Origin of the sequence: Nocardia sienata NBRC 100364, from assembly GCF_001613205.1 — a bacterium.
GTDB lineage: Bacteria > Actinomycetota > Actinomycetes > Mycobacteriales > Mycobacteriaceae > Nocardia > Nocardia sienata.
The window spans coordinates 1-23655 of record NZ_BDBX01000021.1 but is presented as its reverse complement, the minus strand read 5'-3'; the positions used below and the strand labels follow the sequence as shown (position 1 = coordinate 23655).

Here is a 23655-nt window from a genome sequence, read left to right as displayed (position 1 = left end):
TCCTCTGTCACCCGCCGTGTCCTCGTTGACCGTCACGCTCGCCGGAGGGAAGGCAACCCCCGCGACCCCGCGTGGGCTCGACCACCAGCGCACTAGGCCGACGTACCGGCCCACATTCCGGGAGCGGATCAGTCGGGCGGTGACCAGGACAGCACCGGACCCAACGCACGCAGGGCGGCGGCGTCCGGGGCCAGGCGCAGTACGGTGTTGCGCACCGGCGTCACCGCCGGCAGCGCGAGTTGCAGCGCGGCGCCCATCCGGTGCGACAGCCGGACCAGCGGATGTACCCGGGCCCGGCGGATCCGGTCGTATTCGGTGAGAGCGCTGGGGATATCGGTCGCCCGGTCGAGCACGGCCGCCAGGGTGACCGCGTCCTCGACGGCGAGGTTCGCGCCCTGGCCCAGGTTCGGGGTCATAGCGTGGGCCGCGTCTCCCAGTAACGCCACTCGTCCCCGCACGTAGGTGTCCAGCGGTGGCAGTTCGTAGATATCGTGCCGCAGTATCGCCGCCGGGTCGGCCGCCGCCAGCAGCGCCGGAATCGGGTCGTGCCAGCTGTCGAACCGGCGGCGCAGCTCGTCCAGTTCCCGGCCGGGAGCATGTTGCCCGGCCGGCAGGTTCGCGGTGCCGAACATGTAGACACGTCCGTCGCGCAGCGGCGCGATACCGAACCGTTGCCCGCGGCCCAGGGTCTCGCCACCGGCGAGTACCGGTTCGGCCGGGGTGACAATGGTCCGCCAAGCGGTGTACCCGGCATACACCGGTCGCCGGGCGCGTGGCCACAGGGTGGTGCGGAGCGTGCTGTTGATTCCGTCGGCACCGAGTACGAGGTCGGCCTCGGCGGTCCCGGCGCTGTGCCGCACCCGCACGCCACGGCCGGTGGACTCGACGGCCTCCACCGCACATCCGAACCGCAGCGGGCCGGTGCCCAGTGCGGTGCGCAGAATATCCGACAGCTCGTTCCGGTGGATCACGACCAGGTCCCCGTAACGGTCACGGAGGGCGGCGATATCGGTACGGGACAACCAGCGCCCCGCGGTATCGCGCATACCGCCCTCGGTCGCCGCCAGCGACTGTTCGCGGATCGTGGCGCCGACACCGATCACATCGAGACCACGCAGACCGTTGGGCCACAGGCTCAGCCCCGACCCGGCCGGTTCCACCCCGACGGCCCGTTCCAGGACTTCGACTCGCCAGCCGCGCTGCCGCAACGCGATCGCGGCCGTGAGCCCCGCGACCCCCGCGCCCACGATCACCGCCCGGCGCTCCACACCCACCGGTTCCGCGCTCATCACCACCTCCGATGTCGAACTCTGCTGCCTGTAACGATTATTGCCGCGGACCGGCGGGGGACACCGGGAGCTCGGCGGAGTCCGGGGACGGGGGGACCGGCGCGGGGGTTGCGGCCGGGCCCGGTGCCGACGTGGTGGGTGGTGTCGCTGAGAGAGACGAAGCCGCAACGGTGGGAACGTGGCCGGAGGAAGTGGAGATCGCGCTGCCCCGGGTCCGGGTTTGCTCGGTGGTCGCACTGCTCGCGGCGGCGCTCGTCTCACCGCCGGTACCGGTGGTTTCCGGCGGGGTCGTCGTCGTGGTCTCGCCGGTGGAGGGGGTGGTGGTGCTGGTCCCGGGGTCGGCGGTCGTGGTGGGGGAGGTCGACGTGCTGGTCGGTTCGGCAGTGGTGGTGGTCGCGGGTGCGGCGACACTCGTGGTCGGCAGTGGAGGCTCGGGAGGCCCGGGCTGTTGCTCCACCGGATCAGGCGCGGGTGTGGTGGGTACGTGCTCGGCGACAGTGGTTTCCGGCACGGCCGAGGGCGCGGAGGGAACCACCGGCGTCGAATGGGTTTCCGAAAGGGGCGGCTCCTGTCCGGGAAACCTCGGCGCGGGGGGCGGCGCGATCTCGACTGCCCGATCGCCCGGCACCGCGGTCGCCGGTACCTCCGACGGTGCCGTGGGTGCCGGTGCGTCGGTGACCGTGGTGGTGTCCTCCCTGGTCATCGCCAGTGCCGACACGCTCACGACCGCGGTCACGAGCGCGGCCACCGCGGCCGCGGTCCTGGCGCGGGCACGAGACCGCGTAGCGGGCGGGTTGTCGTTCGGCGTACCGAGGGTGAGGGGGCGATCGGCGGGAGGGTAGGCGAACGGTGGGGAGGCGGCCGGGGAGAATCCGGCGGCCGTTTCGGCCGGAGAGAAGGCGGCAGGCGGGGATGCGGCGGGAGAGGAGCCGGCGGGTGGGGATGCGGCGTGAGAGAAGCCGGCGGGTGGGTTGGTGTCCGACGGGAAGCCGGCGGGTGGGTCGTCCGGCGAGAGGCCGACGACTGGAGTGGCGGCCGGTGAAGTGACGGCCGGCGTGCTGTCCGGCGGCGAGAAACGACTCGGTGGGTTGCCGACCGGCGAATTGTCCCTTCGCGAATCGCTGCCCTCCGGATCGTCGTCCGCCGTCGAGGTGACGGCCATCGGCGTACCCGTTCGCGGGGTGCCGGCCGGTATCAGCGCCTGCCGCGCCGCCGCCGCCAATTCCCCGGCCGACCCGTAGCGTTGGTCCGGATCCTTTGCCAGTCCGCGCGCGATCACCGCGTCGAAGGCGGACGGCAGACCGGCGGCCGAGGGCAGCGGCGGCCGTTCGGTGAGGTGCGCGGCGATCTGCCGCTCCACGCTCTCGCCGACATACGGTTTCGTACCGGCCAGGCATTCGTAGAGGACGCAGGCCAGGGAGTACACATCCGAGCGCGCGTCGACCTGGTCCAGCGTGAGCCGTTCGGGCGCCATATAGGCGAGGGTGCCGATCATTGTGCCGGCGCGGGTGAGCGTGGTGTCCTGACTGCTGCGGGCGATGCCGAAATCGATGAGGTAGGCGAAGCCTTCGGGGGTGATCAGGATGTTCGAGGGCTTCACATCCCGGTGCACCACCCCGCCGGCGTGGGCGGCATCGAGGGCCGCGGCGATCTGGGCGACCACGGCGACGGCTTCGGCGGCGGGCAGTGACCCCTTGTCCGCGAGCAGCGAGGCCAGGTTGGGGGCCTCCACCAGGCGCATCTCCAGGAACAGGCGGCCGTCGATCTCGCCGAAATCGTGGATGGGCACGATATGCGGTTCGTGCAGCCGGGCCACCAGCTGGGCTTCGCGCTGGAACCGCCGGCGATAGACGGTGTCCTGTGCGAATTCCCGCGACAGCACCTTCACCGCCACCATGCGCTCGGTCCCGGTGTCGTAGGCGCGGTGTACTTCCCCCATGGCGCCCGCCCCCAGTGGATCGAGCAGTCGGTAGCGACCGAACTCTGTACCTTCCACACTCTCCACGAGCTACGGATACCACATCCGGTGACCGATCACAGCACCCCGGCGCCGGGGATGAGGCTGGGATCACCCTGGGACCAGCGGTTTTCGGTCAAGGGCCGGGTTCGTCGCGCCCCATGGACCCGGCGTCGTCGAGCGGTTCGACGGGTGGGTCCGCGAAGACCGTGGCCGCGCTGCCGGTGGCCAGCCGTGCGGCCGCGCTCCCAGCCACCCGGAGCGCGAAACGGCCGGTATCCGGGTCGATCGCGATCAAACCGTATTCACGGTCGACTTCGTCCTCGGCCAGCCCCAGTGCCCGCAGGGCGTCGGCCAATACCGAGCCAGGAGGCAGCGAGACGGTCAGCAGCGGCATCGCTCCAGGTTACGCGCGGGTCGCGGCCTTCTGCAGCTCCGCGAGCAGAGCTCGGGGCTCGACGATGCCGTAGCCGTAGTCGTAGTCGAATCCGGCGCCCGCCCGATCGCCGGCCGTGCTGCGCAGTAGTTCCCGCAAGCGGGCCGGTGGTACCTCGGTCGCCGTCCATCGGGTGCGGAAGGCAGCGACGACTCCGGCGAGGACCGGGCAGGCAGCGGAGGTACCGGTATCCGGCACGTCGGCGCCGAAGGCGGTGGAACCCAGGAAATGGGAGTAGGCGCAGAGGTCGGGTTTGCGATCGGAGAGCCGGCCAGGGCCTTGCGACGAGTACCCGACCCGCTGTCCACCGGTGTCGACGGCACCGACCGACAGCACATTCGGATGCGAATTCGCCCCGGTGATGGGCCGATCGGGGTAGGCGCAGCGTCCGTCGGGGCAGTCGCGTCCGCAGTTCCCGGCGGCGAACAGGATATCGGCGCCCGCCGCGTCCAGGGCGGCGACGATGACGTTGAACGGGTGATCGGGATTATCGGAGTAGTTGCCCGGATCGCCGACCGGGAAATCCCACTGCGGTGCGAACGAACCCCAGCTGTTGTTGACCACCAGGGCGCGGCGGTCTGCCGGCCGGTCGGTCAGCACGGTACGCAGATGGGCGAACGCGGCGAGTGCGTCGGAGAGCAGACCGTCCATTCGGCTACCGCCGGACCGCGTGCTCTGCAGTAGCGGGATATCGAGGAAAGTGGCCTGCGGCGCGGCGATCAGCGCGTCGAAGGCGCACATGGTGCCGTGGTCGACCGGGAAGTCGCCGGCGGTGCCGCGGATCCCCGCGGGATTCCAGCTCCGAGAGGCGTCGATCGCGATGGCGGTGCCGGCGGCCCGCCGCACCGCCGCCGCATTGATCCCGGTGTCCAGCACGGCCACGGCCACGCCCGCACCCGTCAGTCCGGCGGTGGTGAGCTCGTCGCGGCCGAGCCGGTCGGCGACATCGGTCCAGGTGCCGACCGGACCGGTATCGCCGCAGGTGAGCACCGGTTCGATCACCGGGTCCGCGAAGATACCGCGCACGCCCGGTGCGCCCGCCACCGCAGCCCGGGCGGCCGGGTCGTCATCGGGAATCTCACCACGCACCACGTACGAACCGCCGGTCCCGCGCGTCGTATCGCTCGCCGCTGTCGCGGCGGCTACGGATACGGGGCTGTAGCCGGTATCGACGGCGAAACCGGGTACCTCGCCCGCGATCTCGGAAGCGGAAATTCCGGCTGCTGAATCCATTGCCGCAGAAATCAGTTCGGGGGAGGGGCGGAGCTCGATGAGGACTCGCATGCCGCCATAGTGCCCCGGGAGCCGCCGGACGGCAATCGTCGCGCAACCGGATACCCGGCACAGAGGCGGGACGAACCCCCGCTCACCGGGCGCGGACCGGTGCCGCGATGCGGTGTTCGGCCAGCCTGCCCAGCACCGCCTGGTTGGCCTCCCAGCCGTCGGGGAATTTCACCGGCACACCGAGGTAGACCGGTTCCGCGGAGGGGTGGGCATCGAGGAGTTCCCCGATTCCGGCGCGGCCGACGACGATACAGGCGTGCCGGTGCCGGGACGCCAGCACGCACAACCGCCCGGCCTCCAGATGGAACGCGCCCGCGTCGCGGCGACCGGAGAGCGGGTGCAGGATGACGGTGACATCGTATTCGCGGCCCTGCAGCCGGTTGGCGGTATCGACGGTGACCGCTTCCGCCACCGTTCCCGCCAGCGCGTCACGCACCGCCTGGGCCTGATCGCGATGGGCGGTACCGACCGCGATACGGGTGGCGTCGATCTCGCGGCTGCCGTGCTCGGAATGCGCGACCCCGCCGCGTTCCAGTAGCCGGCAGGTGAGGTCGGCGATGGCGGCCACCGCTTCTCCGTCGGTCCGCAGCGTATGACGGGCGGGCAGTTCGTAGTACGCCCAGCCGTGCGCGGCCGCCTCGTCCAGGACATCGTCCACCGGGCCGCGCAGCCCGCGGGTGGTGAATTCGAGCCGGCGCTGTTCGGGGCGGGTTCCGGCGGCGAACGGCGCGAACGGGTAGAACGCCGAGGACACCACCGAGGCCGCCGAGGGCGGCAGCCGCCACGACACCGGCAGCGTATGCACCGGGATACCGGCGTTGTGGTTGAGCATCACCGCCACCGCGCTCATGGTCGGATCCCAGGACAGGCCCGCCCAGCGGTCGCCGTCGACGGTGGCGAACGGGTCCAGCTGGCCGGGGTCGCCGACGAAGAGGCCCCGTTCGAACCGGTTGGCGATCCGCAGCAACATATCCGAGCGCATCTGGTAGGCCTCGTCGACGATCGCATACGACCAGCGGCCCTCGTCCAAGGTCGCCCATTTCGCGGCGGTGCCGATCACGATCGCGCATTTCTCCAGATCGGCGGGCCGGTTGGCCACCTCGACATTGTCGCGGTCGATCCGCGCGCTGCGGCGGTAGTCGCCGGCGGACAACCGCCCGATCGGCAGACCGGGGTCGGCGGTGGCGAGCCGGTCGATGAGGTCGTCGACCTGTTCGTTGGTCTGCGCCACGATCATCCGCTGTTCGTCGCCGGCCGCGGCCAGCTGCCGGGCCGCGCGCACCACCAGGGTGGATTTACCGGCGCCCGGCGGCGAATCCACGACCAGGGCGCGATGGGCGGCGTTGTCCAGGTCGGCGAGGATCCGGCCGACCACCTCGTCCGCGGTGCTCACGACCATTCCTCCGCGAGTTCGAGGGTCGGTTCGGGCGGCGGGCCGCCGTGGGTCCACGGCGTCTCCTCCCGCGGCGGGAGTTTGGCGGGCGGGCCGCCGAAACCGCTGGGGGAGAAACGGGCGAAGCCGATCGCGTCGCCCTCCTCGGGGACACTGCCGGCCGCGGGGTTCTTGCCCTGCCCCATCCCGCTGACCAGTTCCAGCTGGATCACATCCTCCTCCACCGCGACGACCTCGGCCTTCTGCGCGGGCCGGTCGATACGGATGAGGGTCTCCCCGACGCGGGCCCGGAAGGGGTCGGCGGTGTGTACCCACAGATACGGCCGCGGTACCTCGCGGGATTTCGGTTTCGCCCGCCGCTCGGGTTCGCAGTCGCTGACCGTCCCGTGGAACGCTTCGCCGACGAGCCGGTATTCGATCAGGACCCGGGGATCGTCGAAGGCACGCTGGGCCTGGAAGGTGTCGAGAGCCTGTTCCTGTTTGAGCAGCCGCCGGGTCGCCGAGACCGCCGAATCGCGGCGGGCCTGCGGATAGCCTTCCGGGATATCGGCCACGAACCAGGAGAACGCGGCGCGATCGTCGGTCCACCGTTTCGCCACGCTCGCGCCTTCCGGCAGGGCGCGCAGCAGTTCCACGGCCCGCCACATCAGCTGCCAGGTCGGTTCCAGTTGCCCGCGCAATGCCTGTTCGAGCCGTTCGGCGGCCACGACTTTGGCCCATTCGTGCTCGGCGCCGTCGTAGGCGGCGATCAGTGGCGCCAGCTCCTCGTTGTCGAAGCCGGGATCGGTGGCCGGGCCGGCGGGCGGATAGGCCAGCGGATCCTCGGCCAGGGCGGCGGCCTCCGGCCCCGTCATCCCGGCGGGCGGGTCGATCCAGCCGAGCAGGGCGGCGAGATTACCGTCCTCGAGCGCGGACTGCCCGGATGCCCAGTGGGTGGTGAGTACCGAGGTCATCGCCAGGCACACACTGGACCCCGGGAAATCGGACCGATCACCGAACCAGGTGAGCCAGCGTCCCAGCAGCGGAAGTGACTCCGGGACCGCGTTCTCGCCCTCGGTGCGATGGAACCGCACCGACCGGCCCAGCAGCCGCAGGAATTCGGCGCCGCCGGGATTGGGTATCAGCAGTTGCGGTGCGTCCATATAACGCAGGTAGGCCTCGCCGGTCGATTTCACCGTCAGTTCCTCGGCGTCCTCGCAGAACGACGAGATGTAGGGCAGTACCCGGTCGGCGAAGTGTTCGATGAACCGCAGGCGCAGCACCCGGTCGCGGGGCTGGGCCACTATCAGCACGGTCATATCGTGCGGGGACGAGCCGAGCGCGACCGCCAGCGGCGCCGCGGCCTCACCGGCCAGCCGCAGCGGCACGAGCACGAGGGGACGGTCCGAGAGGTGGTAGTGCCGCCGGTCGGCGATGGGTTCGGCGCGACCGCTGCGTACCGCGGTCACTTTCGCCAGCGCGCTGAGCACGCTCATCGGGCGACCTCCAGGCGCAGCGCCCGGGCCCGGCGGAGCATCTCCGCGATATCGGCGTGTTCGGGACCCGGGTCCAGGGTGCCGTCGGCCAGGGCGAGCACCGTGTCGAGGTTGTCGATACCGCCGAGGTCGTCGCAGACGCCGCGGCCGAGAGTGTCCACCGAACCCTGGGTCCGGGCCTCGGAGCGGCAGGCGAAGGCGAGTTCACAGCTGGACATGCATTCCGGGGCGTAGCGCGACGGTATCGCCGCGACAGTGCCCGGCAGTCCGTCGCCCGGTGTGAACGAGGCGCCGGGCGGGACCAGATCGAGCAGGGTGTCGATGGAGGTGAGCCGGGACAGCTGGCGGCCGATCACCGCGAGCTGTTTGCGCAGGTCCACCAGAGCGGCGGTCGGTCGGTTGGTGAAATCACGGGCGCACACCAGGATCGAGCTGTGCGCGACCAGTTCCGGGGATTGCCCGAGTTCGCGCAGCAGCTCGCGCATGGCCAGGACGTAGACCGCCGACTGCCGGGCGGCCGAGGCCACCTGCGCGGGATCGGCCTGTCCGTCGACGACGGCGAACGATTTGATCTCCACCACGTGGAACAGGCCACCGATCTGCAGGGCCACCACATCCGGTTCCAGATAGGCGGTGGCACCGGCGATCTCCAAGCGCAGCAGCGGATGATCGAACAGGGTGCCCTGGCCCGAGCTCAGCGCCTGGCCCAGTAGCTGTTTGGTGCGCTGGTAACGCACCGAATTGCTCGCGTTGTCCCCGACGGTCTCCAGATCGTGGTAGCCGACCTCCGGGATGGTCAGCCCGAGTTCTTCGCGCAGCAGCCGCAGTAGTTCGGCGCAGCCGTGGGCCTTCACCATGGCCTCGAAGCTGTTGCCGCGGGTGATCGCGAACGGGGACTGACCGAATTTCGGCGGGAAGCCCAGTTCCCGGGCGATCACGGTCTTGTCCACCGCCGCGGCATCCAGCAGTGCCCGGCGCGCGCAGCCCGGATTGGCGGTGAGTGCGGCGATGGTCCGGGCATTGTGCCGGGTGACCGGTGCGTCGCCGCGCAATTCGTCGAGCCGGTGGGTCAGTGTCTTCTCCGCAAGCGTCATCTCAGGCCCCTCGTTGTCCTCGCCGGTCGGCTACCGCGAGCCGAACGCCGAACAATTGCGCCGCGGGATCCGCCAGTTGCCGCACCGCCCGCTCCGCGGCGTCGGCCCGCTGCTGTATGTCGTCGTCTCTGTGCACCTCTAGTTCCCGTTCCGCGGCCGCCCGTACGGCCTCGGGGTCGATGTTCTTCCCGTCGGTCGCGCCGGGGATGGACACCGCCAGCTGCCACAGCACGCGTTGCCCCGCGGGTGTGCATCCGTGGTCGGTCATGTGCCGGGCCAACCGGATGGCTCCGGTGAGCAGATCCACTCGCGGACTCAACGGCCCGACCATACGCTGCGCCGACGACCAGGTACTCACTGCCAGCAGGCCGCGGGCCGGGGCCAGCAGATCGGTGGTCATGGCGGCGCAGATGTAGTACGGGCGGGCGTAGGGTGCCGCCCGGAAGGACCGCTCCTCGTCGCGGCGCAGGCTGGTGAGCCGCGCCGGGACCAGTTCTCCGGAGAAGAACGCGTCGTGCACGGCGAGTACCAGTTTCGGGGCGGCGGGTACGGACAGCAGGGTGAGTGCCCGATGGACGTGCTCGCGGACCGGTACCGCCGCCGCGGTCTGCCGGGCCGGCGCGGGTTGTTCCGGCGCCCCGAGAACCGCGGTGTCCCATTCTGTTTCGGCGGCCCGGAGTTGGGCGCGCAACCGGCGGGCCGCGGTCCGGTCTCCGGATCCGGCGGCCCGGCGCACTTGCGCGCGTAACTCGGCTATGCGCGCTTCGAGCGCCTCGGCGGTGGGCATGGGGTGAAATGTAGGGGGCTATTCCAGGGAAGTCCAGTGAATGCCAGTATTTACCGGTATATGTCGCTCCGTCAGCGGGTTCTCCGGGAATCCCAAGACCATGTCGCGGGACGCCGGCGGAAACTGGATCATGGTGGGCGCACTGCGCGGCCCGGCCGATGAGCTCTACCTCGCCGCGCTGCTGCCCGCCGAGGCGGCCATGATGATCAGGACGATTACGTGGCGGCTCGCCGCTCCTGGGCTGTGCTACATCACCGGCAGCGGGGGAGCGGGCTCGAAGACGACGGGCAACCCCGCGAGTGCCCGGTGGAACGGGCCGGGCCGCCATACCAGTTCCTGCCGGGTATCCGGGCGGAGGTCGGGGATGGCGTTGAGTACCACATCGATCGCGCTGCGCACAGCGGTGCGGGCCAATGATTGCGCCGGGCAGGCGTGCGGACCTACGCTCCAGGCCAGATGGGAGCGGTTGCCGACGAAACTGCCCCCGGGGGTGTCGTGGTCGCTGCGGATCTCGGGGTCGTTGTTGCAGGCCGAAAGGCTGATGACCACCGGCTGGTGAGCGGGCAGCCAGGTATCGGCGACAGGTATGGGCTGGCGCGGGTAGGTGGTGCAGAAGTTGGCCATCGGCGGGTCGTTGAAGAGCACGTTGTCGATGGCGTCGTCGGTCGACAGATTTCCCCCGAAGGTGTCCCCGGGTCCGTACTGCGGTTCGGTGATCATGAGCAACAGCGCGTTGGTGATGAGATTGCGCTGAGCCTCGAAACCGGCTCCGTAGAAGCTCATCAATTGAGCGAACACCTCGACGTCGTCGAGCCCGGTGGTGTGTTCGGCGAGCCGCGAGGTGGCATCGTCACCCGGCCGATCGCGCTTGAGATGGATGAGTTCCATCAGGGCGGATTTGAGTATCCCCATACCCTCCTCGGCCCGCACTGTGTCGAAGCGCGCGGCCATACCCGCCGCGATCCGCCTGCCGATGTCGTCGGGGCAGCCGCAGACGTGATTGATGATCTCGAGCGCAAGCGGGAAGGCGTACTGACTCATCAGATCAGCGGTGCCGTGCTCGCAGAAGTCGTTGATCAGCCCGGTGGCGATACGCTCGACCGTATACGGCAACGCGTTGAGGTCCACGCCGTCGATACTGTCGGCGGATGCCTGCCGATAGCGGGCGTGGACTTCACCGACGTTGTTCCGGGCGGCCGGGAGCCATTTCATCATCGGCAGCACCGGAGAATCCTGCGGTACGGTCTCCTGCCAGTACCGGGGGTCGGCCGGGAAATGGTCGGGGTCGTTGAGGATACGCACGGCGATCTTGTGGTTGATCACCAGAGTGGCCGGGACTCCGGGCGCCAGATCCACCGGGACCAGTGACCCGAACTGCTCTCGCATGTCGCGGTACGCGCGATGGGGGTCCGTGGCGAACTCCTGCGTGTACATCGGGTACCGCGGGCTCGGGGGTTCGGCGACCGGAGCGGGGGTTGCGGGGTATGTCCCCGTCATCGTCGACGACTGCGATAGGGGGATACGGCGTGGTGTGGACAAGGATGCGACTCCAGATAAAAGACTCGAACGAGATGGGATTCGGCACGGACTCGTGCGCCTGGCTGTTCCCCCATGAATTTCACTGACTACAGCACGGCCGAACATCTCAGGCGGCCACGGCAATTTCCGGTGAGGTCGAGTCGTCCGCCATCCCGTTCATGCACCGGTCGATCGGCGGGCGGGTATCGCTGTTCGGGGCAACTCGGCATGGGTCGCGACCGTCGTACCCGGCCCGGTCCATGGAATTGTCACAGCGACAGCCTGTCTCATGCGTGCCTCTCGTCAGTTCGGTGCAGCACTATAGTCCGCGCACGCGGTACCGCAATCGCTGGGTGGATGCTGGGTGTCGGATGAATCCGCGGGACCCCGGCGAGGGTTGTCGCGCGGTGCGTGCGGTCGGCGGAGACCGCGGCGGAGGCGAAGACGGCGCCCCACCCGGCGGCTTGGAACAACCGCCGGGTGGGGCGCTTCGGGATCGGACGGTGTTCGCCCGGCGGATCAGCCCCGGCTACCCTCCGGTGCCCGGACGAGCGAGGCGATGGTCGCGGCACCCCGTTCGGCCTCCTCGGCCTCGTTGCGACCGAAACCGCAGGCGGCGGCCACCCCGTAGGCGGTGGTATCGCGGGCCTGTTCGAAAAGGGACAGCGCTTGCGCGCTCCGGTCGGGGTCGTCGGTGGAAACCACACCCGCGATCAGTCGCCATTCGGGCCCGAGTTCGTGCAGCGGAGCGTAGAACGCGGGGTCGACCGGTGCGGGATGGGCGCCGTACGCACACGGGATGTGCACGCGGGGGACCGGCACTCCGCGCGCGGCGAGACGGCGGCCGGTACGGTTCAGCAGCGCGACGGCGGGCGCCAGGTTGCGCGGGCTCAGCAAGCTCTCATGCTGATAATCGCCGTAACACAGGTGCACGATGGTCTCGGCCTCGACACCGTGCTCGCGATCGACTTCGTGCACCTTCTCCAGGAAACCGGCGAGTTGTCCCGCGACCACCGGCGCCAGCGCCCACAACGCCCCCAGCTGCTGCGCCTTGACCATACTCAACAGCGAGATCGGGGTTTCCACCTGCCAGACGATCAGATCGCCGTGCCGCCGGCGTACCTCACGCATCTCCTGCAGTACGGCCTCGGTGAAAACCGGGAGATTCCGCAATGCAGTGAGTGCCAGATTCGACCGCCGCAACGCCAGTCCGACCGGCAGGCCGGTGGCCACCGCGCCACCGGCGTGGACGAACATGGCGAGGTCCAGCGGGTGGGGCTGGCTGAGCTGCAGCTTGGTCCCGGCCAGTTCGGGCCGGTCTCGCAGGAACGACTCGAAGGCCGTCACCACTTCGCCGATCCGCTCGACGCGGTTCATCGAAACATCTCGCGGTTCGAGCGTCCGTCCGGACCGGACGCCGTAGGTGGGGAAATCGGAGTATCCGTCGAATCCTCCCGGACGCAATACCTCCAGGGCGTCGGTGCGGTTCCCGAGGTCCTTCAGATAGGCCAGGATCCAGTCGGGATCCAGATCGCAGGGAATCGCGGTGACGGGACGGCCATCGGTGTGCGCCGCGAACCAGTCCAGGACGCCACGATCACCTCCTGTCATCAGTTCGCGGGGGAGGCTACCTACAAAATGCGCGTACCTGGTCATGCGTCACTCTTCTGTCGCCCGGCAGGAAGACGACCGGCTCGGCGCCGATCGCCCGAAGCGGCCGACACGCATTCGGCACAACATCGTCGCCGACGATGTTGTGCCGAATGGTGTCTCACGCCAACATACGATGATAGCCGCTCCGCATCGTGGAGCGGGCCGCTCTCGGAAACCGGAATCGGCGGATCGCTCGCGGCCGGAGCGCTTCGCCGGGTGCGTCGATCCCGGAGTGCGGCTGCGAGCACCACATCACCTCGGTGTCCCGTTCCTGCGTCGGGATCGTGACACCGGCGGGCGATCTAGACGATCCCCTGCGACCGCAGTGCCGCCATCTCGGCGGCGGACTTCCCGAGCAGACCGGAATACACCTCGTCGTTGTGCTGACCCGGCCGCGCCGGCCCGGCATTGCGGATGGTCCCCGGGGTCGCCGACAGCACGGGCACGACCCCCGGACCCAACACATTCCGTTCGATGCGCTCGTCGTAGTGGTCGGCGATCATGCCGCGCGCGTTCAGTTGCGGGTCGGTGACCACCTCGGCGACGGTATTGATCGGCCCGCTGATCACCCCGGCGTCACCGAGCGTCGCGATGATCTCACCGGGTTGTCGCCGCGCCGCCCATTCGCCGATGATCGCATCGAGTTCGTCCTGGTTGCGGCCGCGTGCGGAGTGATTCGCGAACCGTTCGTCGGTGGCCAGTTCCGGTTGGCCCATCGCCGCGCAGAGCCTGCGGAAGACCGTGTCCTGGTTGGCCGCGATCACCACCCAGCTCCCGTCGGCGGTGCGGTAGATATTGGACGGCGCGATACCTTCCAGCCGGGTGCCCGACGGGCCGCGGACCACGCCGCCGATGTCGTAGTCGGGGATGGTGGACTCCTGCACCGCCAGGCAGGCTTCGGTGAGCGCGGCGTCGACGATCTGCCCCTCTCCGGTGACGGTGCGCCGGTAGAGCGCCGCCAATGCTCCCTGGGCGGCGAACATTCCGGCCAGGCTGTCGCCGAGGGAGAGCGCGAGCCGCGGGGGTGGGCCGCCGGGGAAACCGTTCATATGGCGCAGGCCGCTGGCCGCTTCGGCGACCGAGGCGTAGCCGGCCTTGCGGGCTTCCGGGCCGGTCTGCCCGTATCCGGATACCCGTACCAGGATGATGCCTCGGTTGCGCTCGCTCAGTATGTCGTAGCCCAGACCCCACCGTTCCAGCGTGCCGGGCCGCAGGTTCTCCACGATGATGTCGGATTTCGTGGCGAGGTCCAGGAACAGGTCCCGTCCCGCGTCCTCGCGCAGATTCAGCGTGATCGCTTTCTTGTTGCGCGCGTGCACGGTCCAGAAGAAATGATGCCCGTCCAGTTCGGCCTGGCCCCATGTGCGTAGCGGGTCGGGGGCGTCCGGGGGCTCGAGTTTGATCACCTCGGCGCCCATATCACCCAGCAGGCGGCCGGCGAACGGGCCGGAGATCAGCGTACCGATCTCGAGTACCCGGATACCGTCGAGAGCACCGGTTGTCGCGGAGTCCATCGCGGCATTATCTCCGGTGGTCACGCCGACGGTACCGAGGGGTTGTGCGGGAGGCCCGCGCGCTGTCGCTCCGCCTGCCGCCAGTCGATGCCGACATCCACCGAACCCTTCAACCCCGACTCCCCGGTCGGCGGCCCAGCAGGTCGTAGACCAGCACCCCGGAGGGGTCGTACCAGCCTCCCGGTCCTTGGGTGTAGAGCAGGTTTCCTTCGGCGTCGTACCACGCACCGTCGCGCAGGGTAGAGCCTTCGGCGTCGGTTCCGGCGTGGACGTCGTCGGCGCGGGCCTGGATCTGGGCGCGTAGTGCTGGGTCGATATCGGCTACGGATCCGGGGTCGGGAGTGTTGGCGTGGGCTTCGCGCTGCGCAGCCTCGAGTTGGTCGAACGATGCCCGGGCGCGCGCGAGGTGTTCGGGGGTCGGGGTGAGTCCGAGGGCTTCGGCTTCTTCGCGGCTGTAGTAGGTGCGGCCGCCGATCTGTTCGGGCATGAGGTCTCTCTCTTATGGGAGGGGGGCGAGTTCGACGACGACCTTGCCGGTGCTTTCGTCGAAGAACTTCTTCGTGCAGAAGAACTTGGTTCCGGAGGGGTAGAGCACTTCGTCGTCCAGGCCGGAGTATTCGCCGACCTTGACGCCGTTTCCGCCGGGTGCGATCCGGATTTCGGTGTTCTGGGCCTGGGCGAACGCGGGGTTGGTGCCGTTGGGGTTCATGGACGTGGACACGAATCCGTTTTCGGTGATGACTTGGCCCTCTTCGTAGCGGCCCAACTGGTCGGGGCGCAGGTTCACATGCCGCACCACCGGCCCTTCGTGTGGGGGCATCTTGCCCAATGCCTGGTTGAGCGCGTCGACCTGGCGCTGTTCGTCGGGGGTCAACTGCTCACCGCGGTAGAGCTTCTGGTTGATGCTCACGCCATCGGCGTCGAATTTCATCTGCCCCGTTTGCAGGGCTTTCACGTCCTCGGGGGTCAGCGCCCAGTTCGTCCGGGCCCGCGTCCCACCGGGGCCCGCGCGGTTCACGCGCGCCCAGATGTCCTCCATTTTGGCCCGGTCCCAGCGCGGAAGGTCTTTGAATCCGCGGCCCAGACCTTTGGATTTGAATATCTGGATGAAGGGGCGGATTTTCGGGCCGTAGGTCTTGCACAGGCTCGCCACCCGGCCCGCGCCGACCGCCGCACCGATCGGGGCGGCCGCGCCGAAGGTGATGAACGACGCCGCGATGGACACCGCTGCGGTCACCGCCATCTCGACGCCGGTGTCGATGACGAACTGGCGTAGTAGTCCCTCGATGTCCTTGCGCATCTGCACCAGCGAGTCGTGGTGCTCAGTGGTGGTGGTCGCCATCGCGGCGAACCCTTGCACTACCGCGGTGGCGACCTCGCGGATACCGCGTAGGTCGTCGTCGATGTGGCCGAGTTCGGGAGAGGTGATCGGTTCGAATGCGGCGATAGCGCGGTCGAGCTCGGCGGCGAGGTTGCTCACGGCCTGGTCGGCGCCGATCTCCGACCAGATCGCGGACACCGTCCACAGCTTGTCGGTGTCCCCATCGGGGATGGTGATCCCGACTTCCTCGAGCAGGCCGATAGCGCCGTCGATGAGACCGTTTCCGGGTCCACCGGCGGACGGGAGCGGGGCGCGGCACACCAGGCGGGTGGACAGCGACGGGTAGACCGGTTCGGCCGGCGGTGGTCCCGGGGCCATGTTGGCGTTGTGGTCGGCCACCTCGTGTAGCCAGCCCAGTTCGATCAGCATGTTTCCGTAGCCGTTGACGTTTTTCGCCAGCATCAATACCTGGTCGATCAGGTCGTTGGCCGCTACGTCGTAGCCGCCCGCCCACGTGCGCGCCTCCTCGTAGGACCCGCACATGTTCTCGCCGGTATCGGCGAGGCGGTCCCAGCGCGAATCCACCGCGAGAAAGAAGGTGTCGGCCGCTTTGACCAGCGCGTTACCCGTCTGTTTGTAGACCTCGGTGTCTACGTCGAGCACCGTCACTGTGCGCCGTCCGCGTTCACGCCCCTGGGGTAGCCGACCCGGTCCAGCACCGCGGCAATGCCTTCGACGTAGGAGTCGTGCGCGGTTTTGCCGGCCTGCTCCATCTCGCTCAGACCATCGCGCACCTTCTGGGCGCCGCGTGTCCAGGTGTCCATGGCGGTACGGGCGGCCTCGGCGGTCTCACCGGTCCACGGCTCGGTAGCGCCGTCACCGTCGTGCAGCCGGTTCATGCGCTGCTGCACCTGCGTCAGCGCATCCTCGGTGAACCCCAGCAGGTTACGGAGTTGGGCATTGAGTGCGTCGAGCTGATCGGTGTCGACATGATGCTGGGACATGGGCCCCCTGGTCAGATGTTGAGAGAGCTCGGAGCTGGTGAATCGGAGAGGTCGGCCGAGAGATCCTCATCGACGGATGCGAATTCGGCGGACTGAACGCCCAACAGGTCGGCCATTGCTTCGAGCGAGCTGAGCAGGGTGACCGCGCCGGCGCTGGCTTCCTGCCACCCGGCGGAAAACGATGCGGCGGCGGGGCCGCCCCAGTAGGCGGCCAATCCGTCGATTTCGTGGTCCAGCTGCCGGAATCCGCCACCCACGGTGTTGGCGATCTGCCGCAAGAATGTGCTCGCGTCCATCAGCGCCATCTCTGACACGGACACGGAGTTCGGTGGTGTCGTCGTCAAGATCCCCTCGATTCTGCCGTGAGTCTATATGGTTACTGATCCTCACAAATGCTCTGGACGCGGCGCGCGCCGGGCCGGTTCCAGACATCGGACAAATACCGTGAATCAGCTCGCATCCACGGCGAACCCATTGCTCTCGGTGATGGGCGCTTCGTCGAATCCCGCCTATAGGAGTCTGTCTATCTGGCGTATGCGCGGACCAGGGCGGCGCGTCCGACCAGGCCGGGGCTCACCCGGCCCGACGGCGACCCGTTCGGCGAGGCCCCGTCGCCGAGCCGGTGTCGCCGAGCAGCGAGGTGCTGTCACTGCTCGGCTCGCCGGCCGACACATCACGCCGAGAGTCCTGAGCGTCCGGCTCATCGAGCGCGGATCGGAGTCTCCCGGTCACAGCGTGGACTGTGTTGCTTTCCTCTCCTACCGCCGGCGGGACCCGATCAGCCGACGAGGTCCGCCAGGCGATCGACCTGGTCCGGGTCGGTGCCGTAGCAGTACAGCATCACCTCGTCGGCGCCGAGGTCGGCGAATTGCCGTATCGCCGCCCGGATCTCGTCCGGTGTCGTGCGCACCCCCGACACCGTGCGCTCGGCCCAGTCGGTGAAGGCGTAGTAGGCGCCGATGGCCGCCCGGGCCTCGTCGACGACCGACTGCGGTCCGAGCGCGACATTGACCTGGGCGACGATTCGCGGCTGCCCCTGCCGCCCGTGCTCGCGCCAGGACCGGCGGACCGAGTCGAAGAGACCTTCACACCAGTGCGCCGGTACCGCGGACAGGAACCCGTCGCCCCAGCGGGCGACGCGTGCCAGCGCGACGGGCCGGAACCCGCCGAAGAGGATGGGCGGTCCGCTGCGGTGCAGCGGTGCGGGTCCGATCGGCCCGCAGTCGTCGCCGAACGGTTCGCCGGCCCACACTCGGCGCAGTTGCGCGAGTTGCTCGTCCATCCGGCGGCCGCGGGTGTGCAGGTCCACTCCCGCCGCGAGGTGGTCGTCGGCGCGGCCGCCGACGCCGAGTCCGAGCACCAGCCGGCCCCCGGACATACGATCCAGCGTGGCGACCTGCTTCGCCAGCAGTGCGGTATCGCGCAGCGGGGCGAGCAGGACCTCGGTCTGTAGGTTGATCCGGCCGGCGAGCACCGACAGCGCCACCAGCGGTTCGGGATTGCCGTAGACGAGGCGGTCGAGCAGGCCGAGGGTCGAGAACGGTCCCGCGTCGGCGCGGTGCGCCCAGTCGAGCAGGACGGCGGGGTCGGCGATGGGGAGTCCGAGTCCGATGTGCATGGAATTCCTCCGGAAAATGGGTGGGCAAAATACGCCGCCCACTCCATCGCCCGGTTCGTTCGGGCGCGGGCTCCCACTCTGCGGCTGTACTTCCGGGGAGCTCCGATCGGATCACGCCGACTATAGGCTCGGACAGCGTTCGGCCGCAAACGCGAACAGGGCTCGCACGACGAGTCGGTCATCCGGTGGTCGAGACGATTTCGGGAGACCGGTTCCCGGCTGGTCTCGGTTTCATGTCGAGTGACAATTTCGCGACGCCGCGGACACCGTCGTTCCATCTGGACGCCATAGCCAACGAAAACAATCAGCGCACAAAGGCGTCCGAGGACGACCCGATGGCGGTGCTCGTCCGGGTGCTCGACCTGCAGGCCGCCCTGCCGGGCATCCAGCGGATGCGCCGATGGGGGCACCGAGCGCTCGGGGCCGCGCCGGGCGAGCGGGCGCTGGACGTCGGCTCGGGGACAGGGTCGGAGGTGCTGGAGTTCGCCCGGCGCGTGGGGGGGTCGAGGTGAGGCGGTGGGGGTCGATCCGAACCCCGCCATGCTGGCGACGGCGCGTGAGCGGGCCGCCGCGGCCGGTGCGCAAGCCCGTTTCGTCGAGGGAGATGCCTACCACCTGCCCTTCGAGGACAATTCGTTCGATGTGGTGCGCTGCGAACGTGTGTACCAGCATCTGGACGATCCCACCGCCGCGACCGCGGAGATCGCGCGGGTGTTGCGGCCGGGCGGGCGGGCCCTGCTGATCGACACCGACTGGCAGACCGCGATTTTGCATCCGGGCGATCCCGCGGTGGTCGCCCGGATGACCGCGGCCATGCTCGAGGCCACACCCAACGCGAAGTCCGGGCGCTCGCTGCGTGGACTGCTGGTCGCCGCCGGATTCGTGATCGACGATATGGGTTCGGAGGCGGTGATCTGGGACCCGGTCACTGTCCGTCCGATGTTCGACCAGCTCGGCAGGCGCGCCCTGGCCGACGGAGTGATCACCCAGCAGGAGCGCGACGACCTCACCGCCGCGATAGATGCCGGTATCGAGATCGGCGACTATCTACTGTCGGTGACCATGTTCGCCGTCCTCGCCCATCTCCCGCCGCATTGACCGGCTACCGCCGATGGCGGCATCGCGCACTGTATTTCCGACGGTAGCGGACCTGTCGTGGACGAGAAGAACTTTCAGTCCGGTGGTGCGCTCGGGACCCGGTGGCGGATGCGACCATGTGCCCTTGGCGGTGTTCCTGCTCCGCGGCGCCACGCGACCTCCGTCCGGGTAGCCGAGCCGGTGACAACGGCGTCCCGTTCGCGCCCGAACTGCCACCGAATCGATGCCGAGCGTGCGCCGGGACACCACCCGGCCTCGCTAATGTCGGAATCCGTGCCGAGCGAAGATGAGCAGCCCGCACGGCCGCCGTCGTTCCATCTGGATGCCATTGCCGCCGCGCGCGCCGCGGACGCGACGTCCGGCGCCGACCCGATGGCCCGGCTTGTCGCTGCCCTCGATCTGCAGGCCGCCCTCCCCGGAATCCGGCGGATGCGCCACTGGGCACATGCGGCGCTGGCCGTCGGCGCCGGGGAAAGAGCGCTCGATATCGGCTCGGGAACCGGCTCGGAAGTCCTGGAGTTCGCCCGCAGGGTCGGACCCGACGGGGAGGCCGTCGGTGTCGAACCGAATCCGGCGACGCTCGCTGTGGCGCGCGAGCGGGCCGCTGTGGCGGGGGCGCGGTGCCGGTTCGTCGAAGCCGACGCCTACCGGCTGCCGTTCGACGACGACTACTTCGACGCGGTGCGCAGCGAGCGCGTCTACCAGCACCTCGACGACCCGGCCGCCGCCACCGCGGAGATCGCCCGGGTCCTGCGGCCGGCCGGGCGGGTGGTGTTGATCGACAGCGACTGGCAGACCGCCATCCTGCACCCGGGCGACCCCGATGTGGTCGCCCGGATGATCGCCGCGATACTCGAGGCCACCCCCAATGCCAGGTCCGGCCGTTTCCTGCGCGGCCGGTTGGTGGCAGCCGGGTTCGAGATCGACGATATGGGTTCGGAAGCGGTGATCTGGGACCCGGCCGCCGCGCGTCCGATGTTCGACGAGGCGGGCGGCGCCGCCCTGACCCGTGAGGTGATCACCGAACAGGAACGAGACGATCTCGTCGCCGCCATCGAAGCGGGCGTCGCAGTCGGTGACTATCACCTTTCGGTCACCATGTTCGCGGTTCTCGGCCACCTCCCGATCCGCTGACCGGAGTACCCGGCGCCCTACCCGCCGTGTTCTCGGGCATCGAACGCAGGCCCGCTACCGACTCCGTGCCGGGCGAAGAACGGCTGGGCGGCGAAGGTAGGTGTCAAGAACACCGCGCTCGACCCGCGATGCCGCAACAGCAGTGGAGTACCCCGTACCCGCCCTCGCCGTGACGGATCCGCACCCGGTTGTGTGTTGTGCGCTGTGCACTCTCACCTGTGCGCGTTGCTGGGCTGCGATGTGAGTAGGGGAGTCGAACCCCTCGCACTGCCCTTCATGCGCCAGGAGGTGACCGATTGCCCGTCGGTCGAGCGGGTCGGTGCGCGCTTCCGTGCCGGCTACCTGCTCCACTGCCGGGATCAATCCAGGAGATCGACCTCCCAGTTGGCGCGCTGGATCCGTACGTCCAGTTCACGCAGTTGCGCGGCCAGCCCATCGGCCTGTGCGCGGAGTTCGGCGACCGGCAGCGCGGACAGGATCTTCAGCTCCGACCGGAGCTGTCGTGCGTAGCCGCCCCGGTTCTTGCCCGCGGCCGCGTCGGCCGCTTCGGTGATCACCGAATGCCGCAGCCGCAACGCGTCCCGGCGGGCGAGTGCGTCGGTCAGGGTGCCGTCCGCGCCGATGTTCGTGGCGGCGTTGGTGCGGTTGATCCGTCGGATCAGCGCTTCGTACTGCTCGAGCATCTCGTCGGCTTCGCCGAGTAGGGCCGCCGCGTCTTCGGCGGGCTCCTCACCCTCCTGGAATCGGGCGTTGCCCACGATCCGGGCGCGCAGTTGTTCGATACGGCGTACCGCGTCCGCACGTAACGACAGAGCCTCTGCCAGCTTCACATTCCTGCTTTCGGTCACGACCACGAAGGCTCGAGTATGGCCTACACGGGCGGGATTTTCCTGTTCATCACGGGTCCGCCTCGATCACGGTGCGCGGACGCTTCAATGAGTCAAACTGTCCCGATGCCACGGTTGGCCGGGGGCGGAGCGTGAAGCCTGCCGGCCCGGCTCCAGGTCCAGTACCTCGATCAGGGTCGGGTCTTCGTCGATGGCGTGGTGGAGATGCCCGGCCGGCCCTGCGCTGTCGGCGCCGGTGCCGGTCGTTCCGGCCAGTCGCCATACTCCGTCGGGGCCGTGGTGAACCCGCAGGATGGGCTCCTGCTTGTCGAAGACCTGGTGAGTCTGGATAGACCGCGTCTGCATCAGCCAATGGCGCATCCACCAGGTCCGGCTGTCGTGCTCCACGACGCGGTCGATCACCCACCAGATGAACGGCAGGTCCTGGTGTGCGCGTGCCCGGTCGGCGGTCAGATGCGGCCCGCCCTGTGGTACCTGCTCGAACGGGTCGTCGACGAGCGCGTACGCGTACGAGTCACCGTTGTCGAAGACAACGGCGTGGAAGGTCGCGCCGCCAGGGTTGCCCGCGCCGATCCCGACGCTGAACCGTGCGATATGTGGATCGGCGCCGGTGGTCCAGCCGAAAGCGTATGACGCGAGTTCGCCCTGCGGAACGATGAATTCGCCGAACGCCCGGCGTTCCATACCGGTCGCATCCGATGTGGGAACCTCGACGAGCTTGCCGGGGATGACTTGCACATGCACAGACGGAGCCTAGCGTCGGCCGACACTGCCTGGCGTCGGCAATCGGGCTCGGGTCGAGTTGCGTGGTTACTTCAGGAGCGTTCAGCGAGTGCAAGGGCGCTTGAACTGGTGGAGCCAGGCGATGGTGCGCTCTGAGTGAGCGTCCGAGAACTTGGGCGGGTTCGGTCTCGGTGCTCAAAGTGTCGATAAGCAGTTGGTATTCCTGGCGTAGGCATCATCGAATAGGTTCCAGCCGTTTCGGCGGCCGACCGTGCGCGTCTCGGCCATCCAGCCCGCCTCGACAGCCGCGTCGACAAACGCCCGGACCACGCCGGGCATGTTCAGATTCAGCAAACGGTCACCGATCCAGATATCACCGGCAGCGGAAAACCCGCCGTCCGGGACATGGCGCTCCCCGTCGGGACGGAAGACCAGGGTAAGTCCTGCCACCGACCCGACTTGCCGCAATCGCAGGACTTCCTCGCAGCCGTCTACATGTTGGTGGTAGGTCTTCCACAGGTACTGCAGCTCACCCACCGTAAGCACTCGGCGGCGGCGTTCTTTCGTCACCGCGCGATGCTAATGCGGATCCCTGGATCCCGGCTATCGGTTTGTCGAGCGGGCCGATCGCCGTGACATGGTCATGACCGTGGCGATGTAGACCATGGCTTCGTGGTGCTCGGGTCGGGTTTCGTAGTCGCTGTCGGTCGAGATGGCTGTACCGGCCTGCCGGGCCGTTTCGGGATCGATACAAACTTCTCCCATGGTGAATCCTCTTCTGTCAGAAACGTCCGGCACACGGTTGATATTGAGGCGAGATCGGCTCTTCGGCACTTGGATCGATCAGTGCATACCCGACAAGCAACGCATAACCGACGGTGATGACGAATGCCAGGCCCGCCGCAATAACGACAGGTACCGTGAGTGCGAGTGATCCGAGCCGGAAGGCCGACACGATGAGTACTAACGCCGCGACTCCGGCAACAAGTAACAGGATCGTGGCAGACCAGTTGAAAATAATTGCCACTGTGGGCACATCGATTTGCCGGGCGCAATGCGCCGCCAGCAGAGCTTCCTTACGCTCGTCCAGCTTCGCGTCTGCCGCAACCAGCAGAAGCACGGCAGAGATGAAGCCCGCTACAACGACTGCGGCAGAGGCCGGGGCGAGGCGTTTCAACTACCAGGTCTCCTTCGGGCGGATGATCCGAACGTTCTGAGTGCCGCCGTCCTGGTTGGAGAATCCCATTCGGTTGGCCAAGCTGAATCCGTTCGCATTGACAGCGGCGACGGCCTCCTCGCAGTCCTAGGCCGCGGCCAGCAGGTCGTCAGCTGCTGCTTGCCACTTGTCTGGATCAGCCGTTTGAAGCTGCTGCAGGTTCACAGGCCCCGTGCTCCTCCGGCCGCATCCCAGGATAGGACTCGCGATCGACGCACATCAAGCCCGGAGGTCTCTCCATATCCGCAGTGATAAGTGGGCGGATGCGCTATTGAGTCTGTCCGGTGGGGGTA

23 protein-coding genes are annotated in these 23655 nt (G+C 68.6%); 3 read left to right on the top strand and 20 right to left on the bottom strand.

What is annotated here, in order from left to right; translation table 11 throughout:
• Positions 1 to 128 precede the first annotated feature (128 nt).
• The 16 genes from NS4_RS13080 to NS4_RS13005 all read right to left on the bottom strand — a co-directional run bounded on the left by NS4_RS13080 (position 129) and on the right by NS4_RS13005 (position 18343).
• Entirely contained in the window at positions 129 to 1289 is a 1161-nt protein-coding gene (locus NS4_RS13080) for an FAD-dependent monooxygenase (RefSeq protein ID WP_063059804.1), read from the bottom strand.
• Positions 1290 to 1326: 37 nt separating this feature from the next.
• Positions 1327 to 3294 (bottom strand): serine/threonine-protein kinase, encoded by a 1968-nt coding sequence (locus tag NS4_RS33365; protein WP_063059803.1) that lies wholly within the window; start codon positions 3292 to 3294, stop codon positions 1327 to 1329.
• 88 nt (positions 3295 to 3382) lie between these two features.
• Positions 3383 to 3643 (bottom strand): hypothetical protein, encoded by a 261-nt coding sequence (locus NS4_RS13070; RefSeq protein ID WP_063059802.1) that lies wholly within the window; start codon positions 3641 to 3643, stop codon positions 3383 to 3385.
• Between the two features lie 9 nt (positions 3644 to 3652).
• The gene (locus tag NS4_RS13065; RefSeq protein ID WP_245665346.1) at positions 3653 to 4915 is read right to left on the bottom strand and encodes a S8 family peptidase; all 1263 of its coding nucleotides are present in this window, start codon (positions 4913 to 4915) and stop codon (positions 3653 to 3655) included.
• 133 nt (positions 4916 to 5048) lie between these two features.
• A complete protein-coding gene (locus NS4_RS13060; protein ID WP_157106026.1) occupies positions 5049 to 6359 on the bottom strand; it encodes an AAA domain-containing protein in 1311 nt (436 codons plus the stop codon).
• Positions 6356 to 7834, bottom strand: coding sequence for a hypothetical protein (locus NS4_RS13055; protein ID WP_063059799.1), 1479 nt, complete (start codon positions 7832 to 7834; stop codon positions 6356 to 6358). Before NS4_RS13055 ends, NS4_RS13060 begins: the two co-directional genes overlap by 4 nt.
• Positions 7831 to 8928, bottom strand: coding sequence for a hypothetical protein (locus tag NS4_RS13050; protein WP_063059798.1), 1098 nt, complete (start codon positions 8926 to 8928; stop codon positions 7831 to 7833). The genes NS4_RS13055 and NS4_RS13050 overlap by 4 nt, the downstream gene beginning before the upstream one ends.
• A gap of 1 nt (position 8929) precedes the next feature.
• A complete protein-coding gene (locus tag NS4_RS13045; protein ID WP_063059797.1) occupies positions 8930 to 9715 on the bottom strand; it encodes a hypothetical protein in 786 nt (261 codons plus the stop codon).
• Positions 9716 to 9961: 246 nt separating this feature from the next.
• A complete protein-coding gene (locus NS4_RS13040; protein WP_245665345.1) occupies positions 9962 to 11149 on the bottom strand; it encodes a cytochrome P450 family protein in 1188 nt (395 codons plus the stop codon).
• A 603-nt stretch (positions 11150 to 11752) separates the two neighbouring features.
• Positions 11753 to 12844 carry a hypothetical protein gene (locus NS4_RS13035; protein ID WP_063059795.1) on the bottom strand — a complete coding sequence of 364 codons (1092 nt, stop codon included), beginning with the start codon at positions 12842 to 12844 and terminating at the stop codon, positions 11753 to 11755.
• Between the two features lie 344 nt (positions 12845 to 13188).
• Positions 13189 to 14400 (bottom strand): CaiB/BaiF CoA transferase family protein, encoded by a 1212-nt coding sequence (locus NS4_RS13030; RefSeq protein WP_063059959.1) that lies wholly within the window; start codon positions 14398 to 14400, stop codon positions 13189 to 13191.
• A gap of 109 nt (positions 14401 to 14509) precedes the next feature.
• Positions 14510 to 14887, bottom strand: coding sequence for a hypothetical protein (locus NS4_RS13025; RefSeq protein WP_063059794.1), 378 nt, complete (start codon positions 14885 to 14887; stop codon positions 14510 to 14512).
• A gap of 12 nt (positions 14888 to 14899) precedes the next feature.
• The gene (locus NS4_RS13020; RefSeq protein WP_063059793.1) at positions 14900 to 16390 is read right to left on the bottom strand and encodes an ADP-ribosyltransferase; all 1491 of its coding nucleotides are present in this window, start codon (positions 16388 to 16390) and stop codon (positions 14900 to 14902) included.
• A complete protein-coding gene (locus NS4_RS13015; protein ID WP_063059792.1) occupies positions 16387 to 16725 on the bottom strand; it encodes a WXG100 family type VII secretion target in 339 nt (112 codons plus the stop codon). The genes NS4_RS13020 and NS4_RS13015 overlap by 4 nt, the downstream gene beginning before the upstream one ends.
• An 11-nt stretch (positions 16726 to 16736) precedes the next feature.
• Positions 16737 to 17030 carry a WXG100 family type VII secretion target gene (locus NS4_RS13010; RefSeq protein WP_063059791.1) on the bottom strand — a complete coding sequence of 98 codons (294 nt, stop codon included), beginning with the start codon at positions 17028 to 17030 and terminating at the stop codon, positions 16737 to 16739.
• Positions 17031 to 17503: 473 nt separating this feature from the next.
• The gene (locus tag NS4_RS13005) at positions 17504 to 18343 is read right to left on the bottom strand and encodes an LLM class flavin-dependent oxidoreductase (protein ID WP_063059790.1); all 840 of its coding nucleotides are present in this window, start codon (positions 18341 to 18343) and stop codon (positions 17504 to 17506) included.
• A gap of 233 nt (positions 18344 to 18576) precedes the next feature.
• Here NS4_RS13005 and NS4_RS33360 point away from each other — a divergent pair, with 233 nt between their 5' ends.
• From NS4_RS33360 to NS4_RS12995, 3 genes are all read left to right on the top strand, one after another.
• On the top strand, positions 18577 to 18855 hold the full coding sequence (locus NS4_RS33360; RefSeq protein WP_245665344.1) for a hypothetical protein: 279 nt from the start codon (positions 18577 to 18579) through the stop codon (positions 18853 to 18855).
• Between the two features lie 4 nt (positions 18856 to 18859).
• Entirely contained in the window at positions 18860 to 19441 is a 582-nt protein-coding gene (locus NS4_RS13000) for a methyltransferase domain-containing protein (RefSeq protein ID WP_245665343.1), read from the top strand.
• A gap of 273 nt (positions 19442 to 19714) precedes the next feature.
• On the top strand, positions 19715 to 20575 hold the full coding sequence (locus tag NS4_RS12995; protein WP_245665341.1) for a methyltransferase domain-containing protein: 861 nt from the start codon (positions 19715 to 19717) through the stop codon (positions 20573 to 20575).
• Positions 20576 to 20934: 359 nt separating this feature from the next.
• Here the strand turns inward: NS4_RS12995 and NS4_RS12990 are convergent, their stop codons facing one another.
• The 4 genes from NS4_RS12990 to NS4_RS12975 form a co-directional block, all read right to left on the bottom strand.
• Positions 20935 to 21405, bottom strand: coding sequence for a DIP1984 family protein (locus NS4_RS12990; protein ID WP_063059789.1), 471 nt, complete (start codon positions 21403 to 21405; stop codon positions 20935 to 20937).
• A gap of 102 nt (positions 21406 to 21507) precedes the next feature.
• On the bottom strand, positions 21508 to 22167 hold the full coding sequence (locus NS4_RS12985; protein WP_063059788.1) for a hypothetical protein: 660 nt from the start codon (positions 22165 to 22167) through the stop codon (positions 21508 to 21510).
• Positions 22168 to 22341: 174 nt separating this feature from the next.
• Positions 22342 to 22716 carry a hypothetical protein gene (locus NS4_RS12980; protein ID WP_157106025.1) on the bottom strand — a complete coding sequence of 125 codons (375 nt, stop codon included), beginning with the start codon at positions 22714 to 22716 and terminating at the stop codon, positions 22342 to 22344.
• Between the two features lie 211 nt (positions 22717 to 22927).
• A complete protein-coding gene (locus tag NS4_RS12975; protein WP_063059786.1) occupies positions 22928 to 23323 on the bottom strand; it encodes a hypothetical protein in 396 nt (131 codons plus the stop codon).
• Between the last annotated feature and the right edge of the window lie 332 nt (positions 23324 to 23655).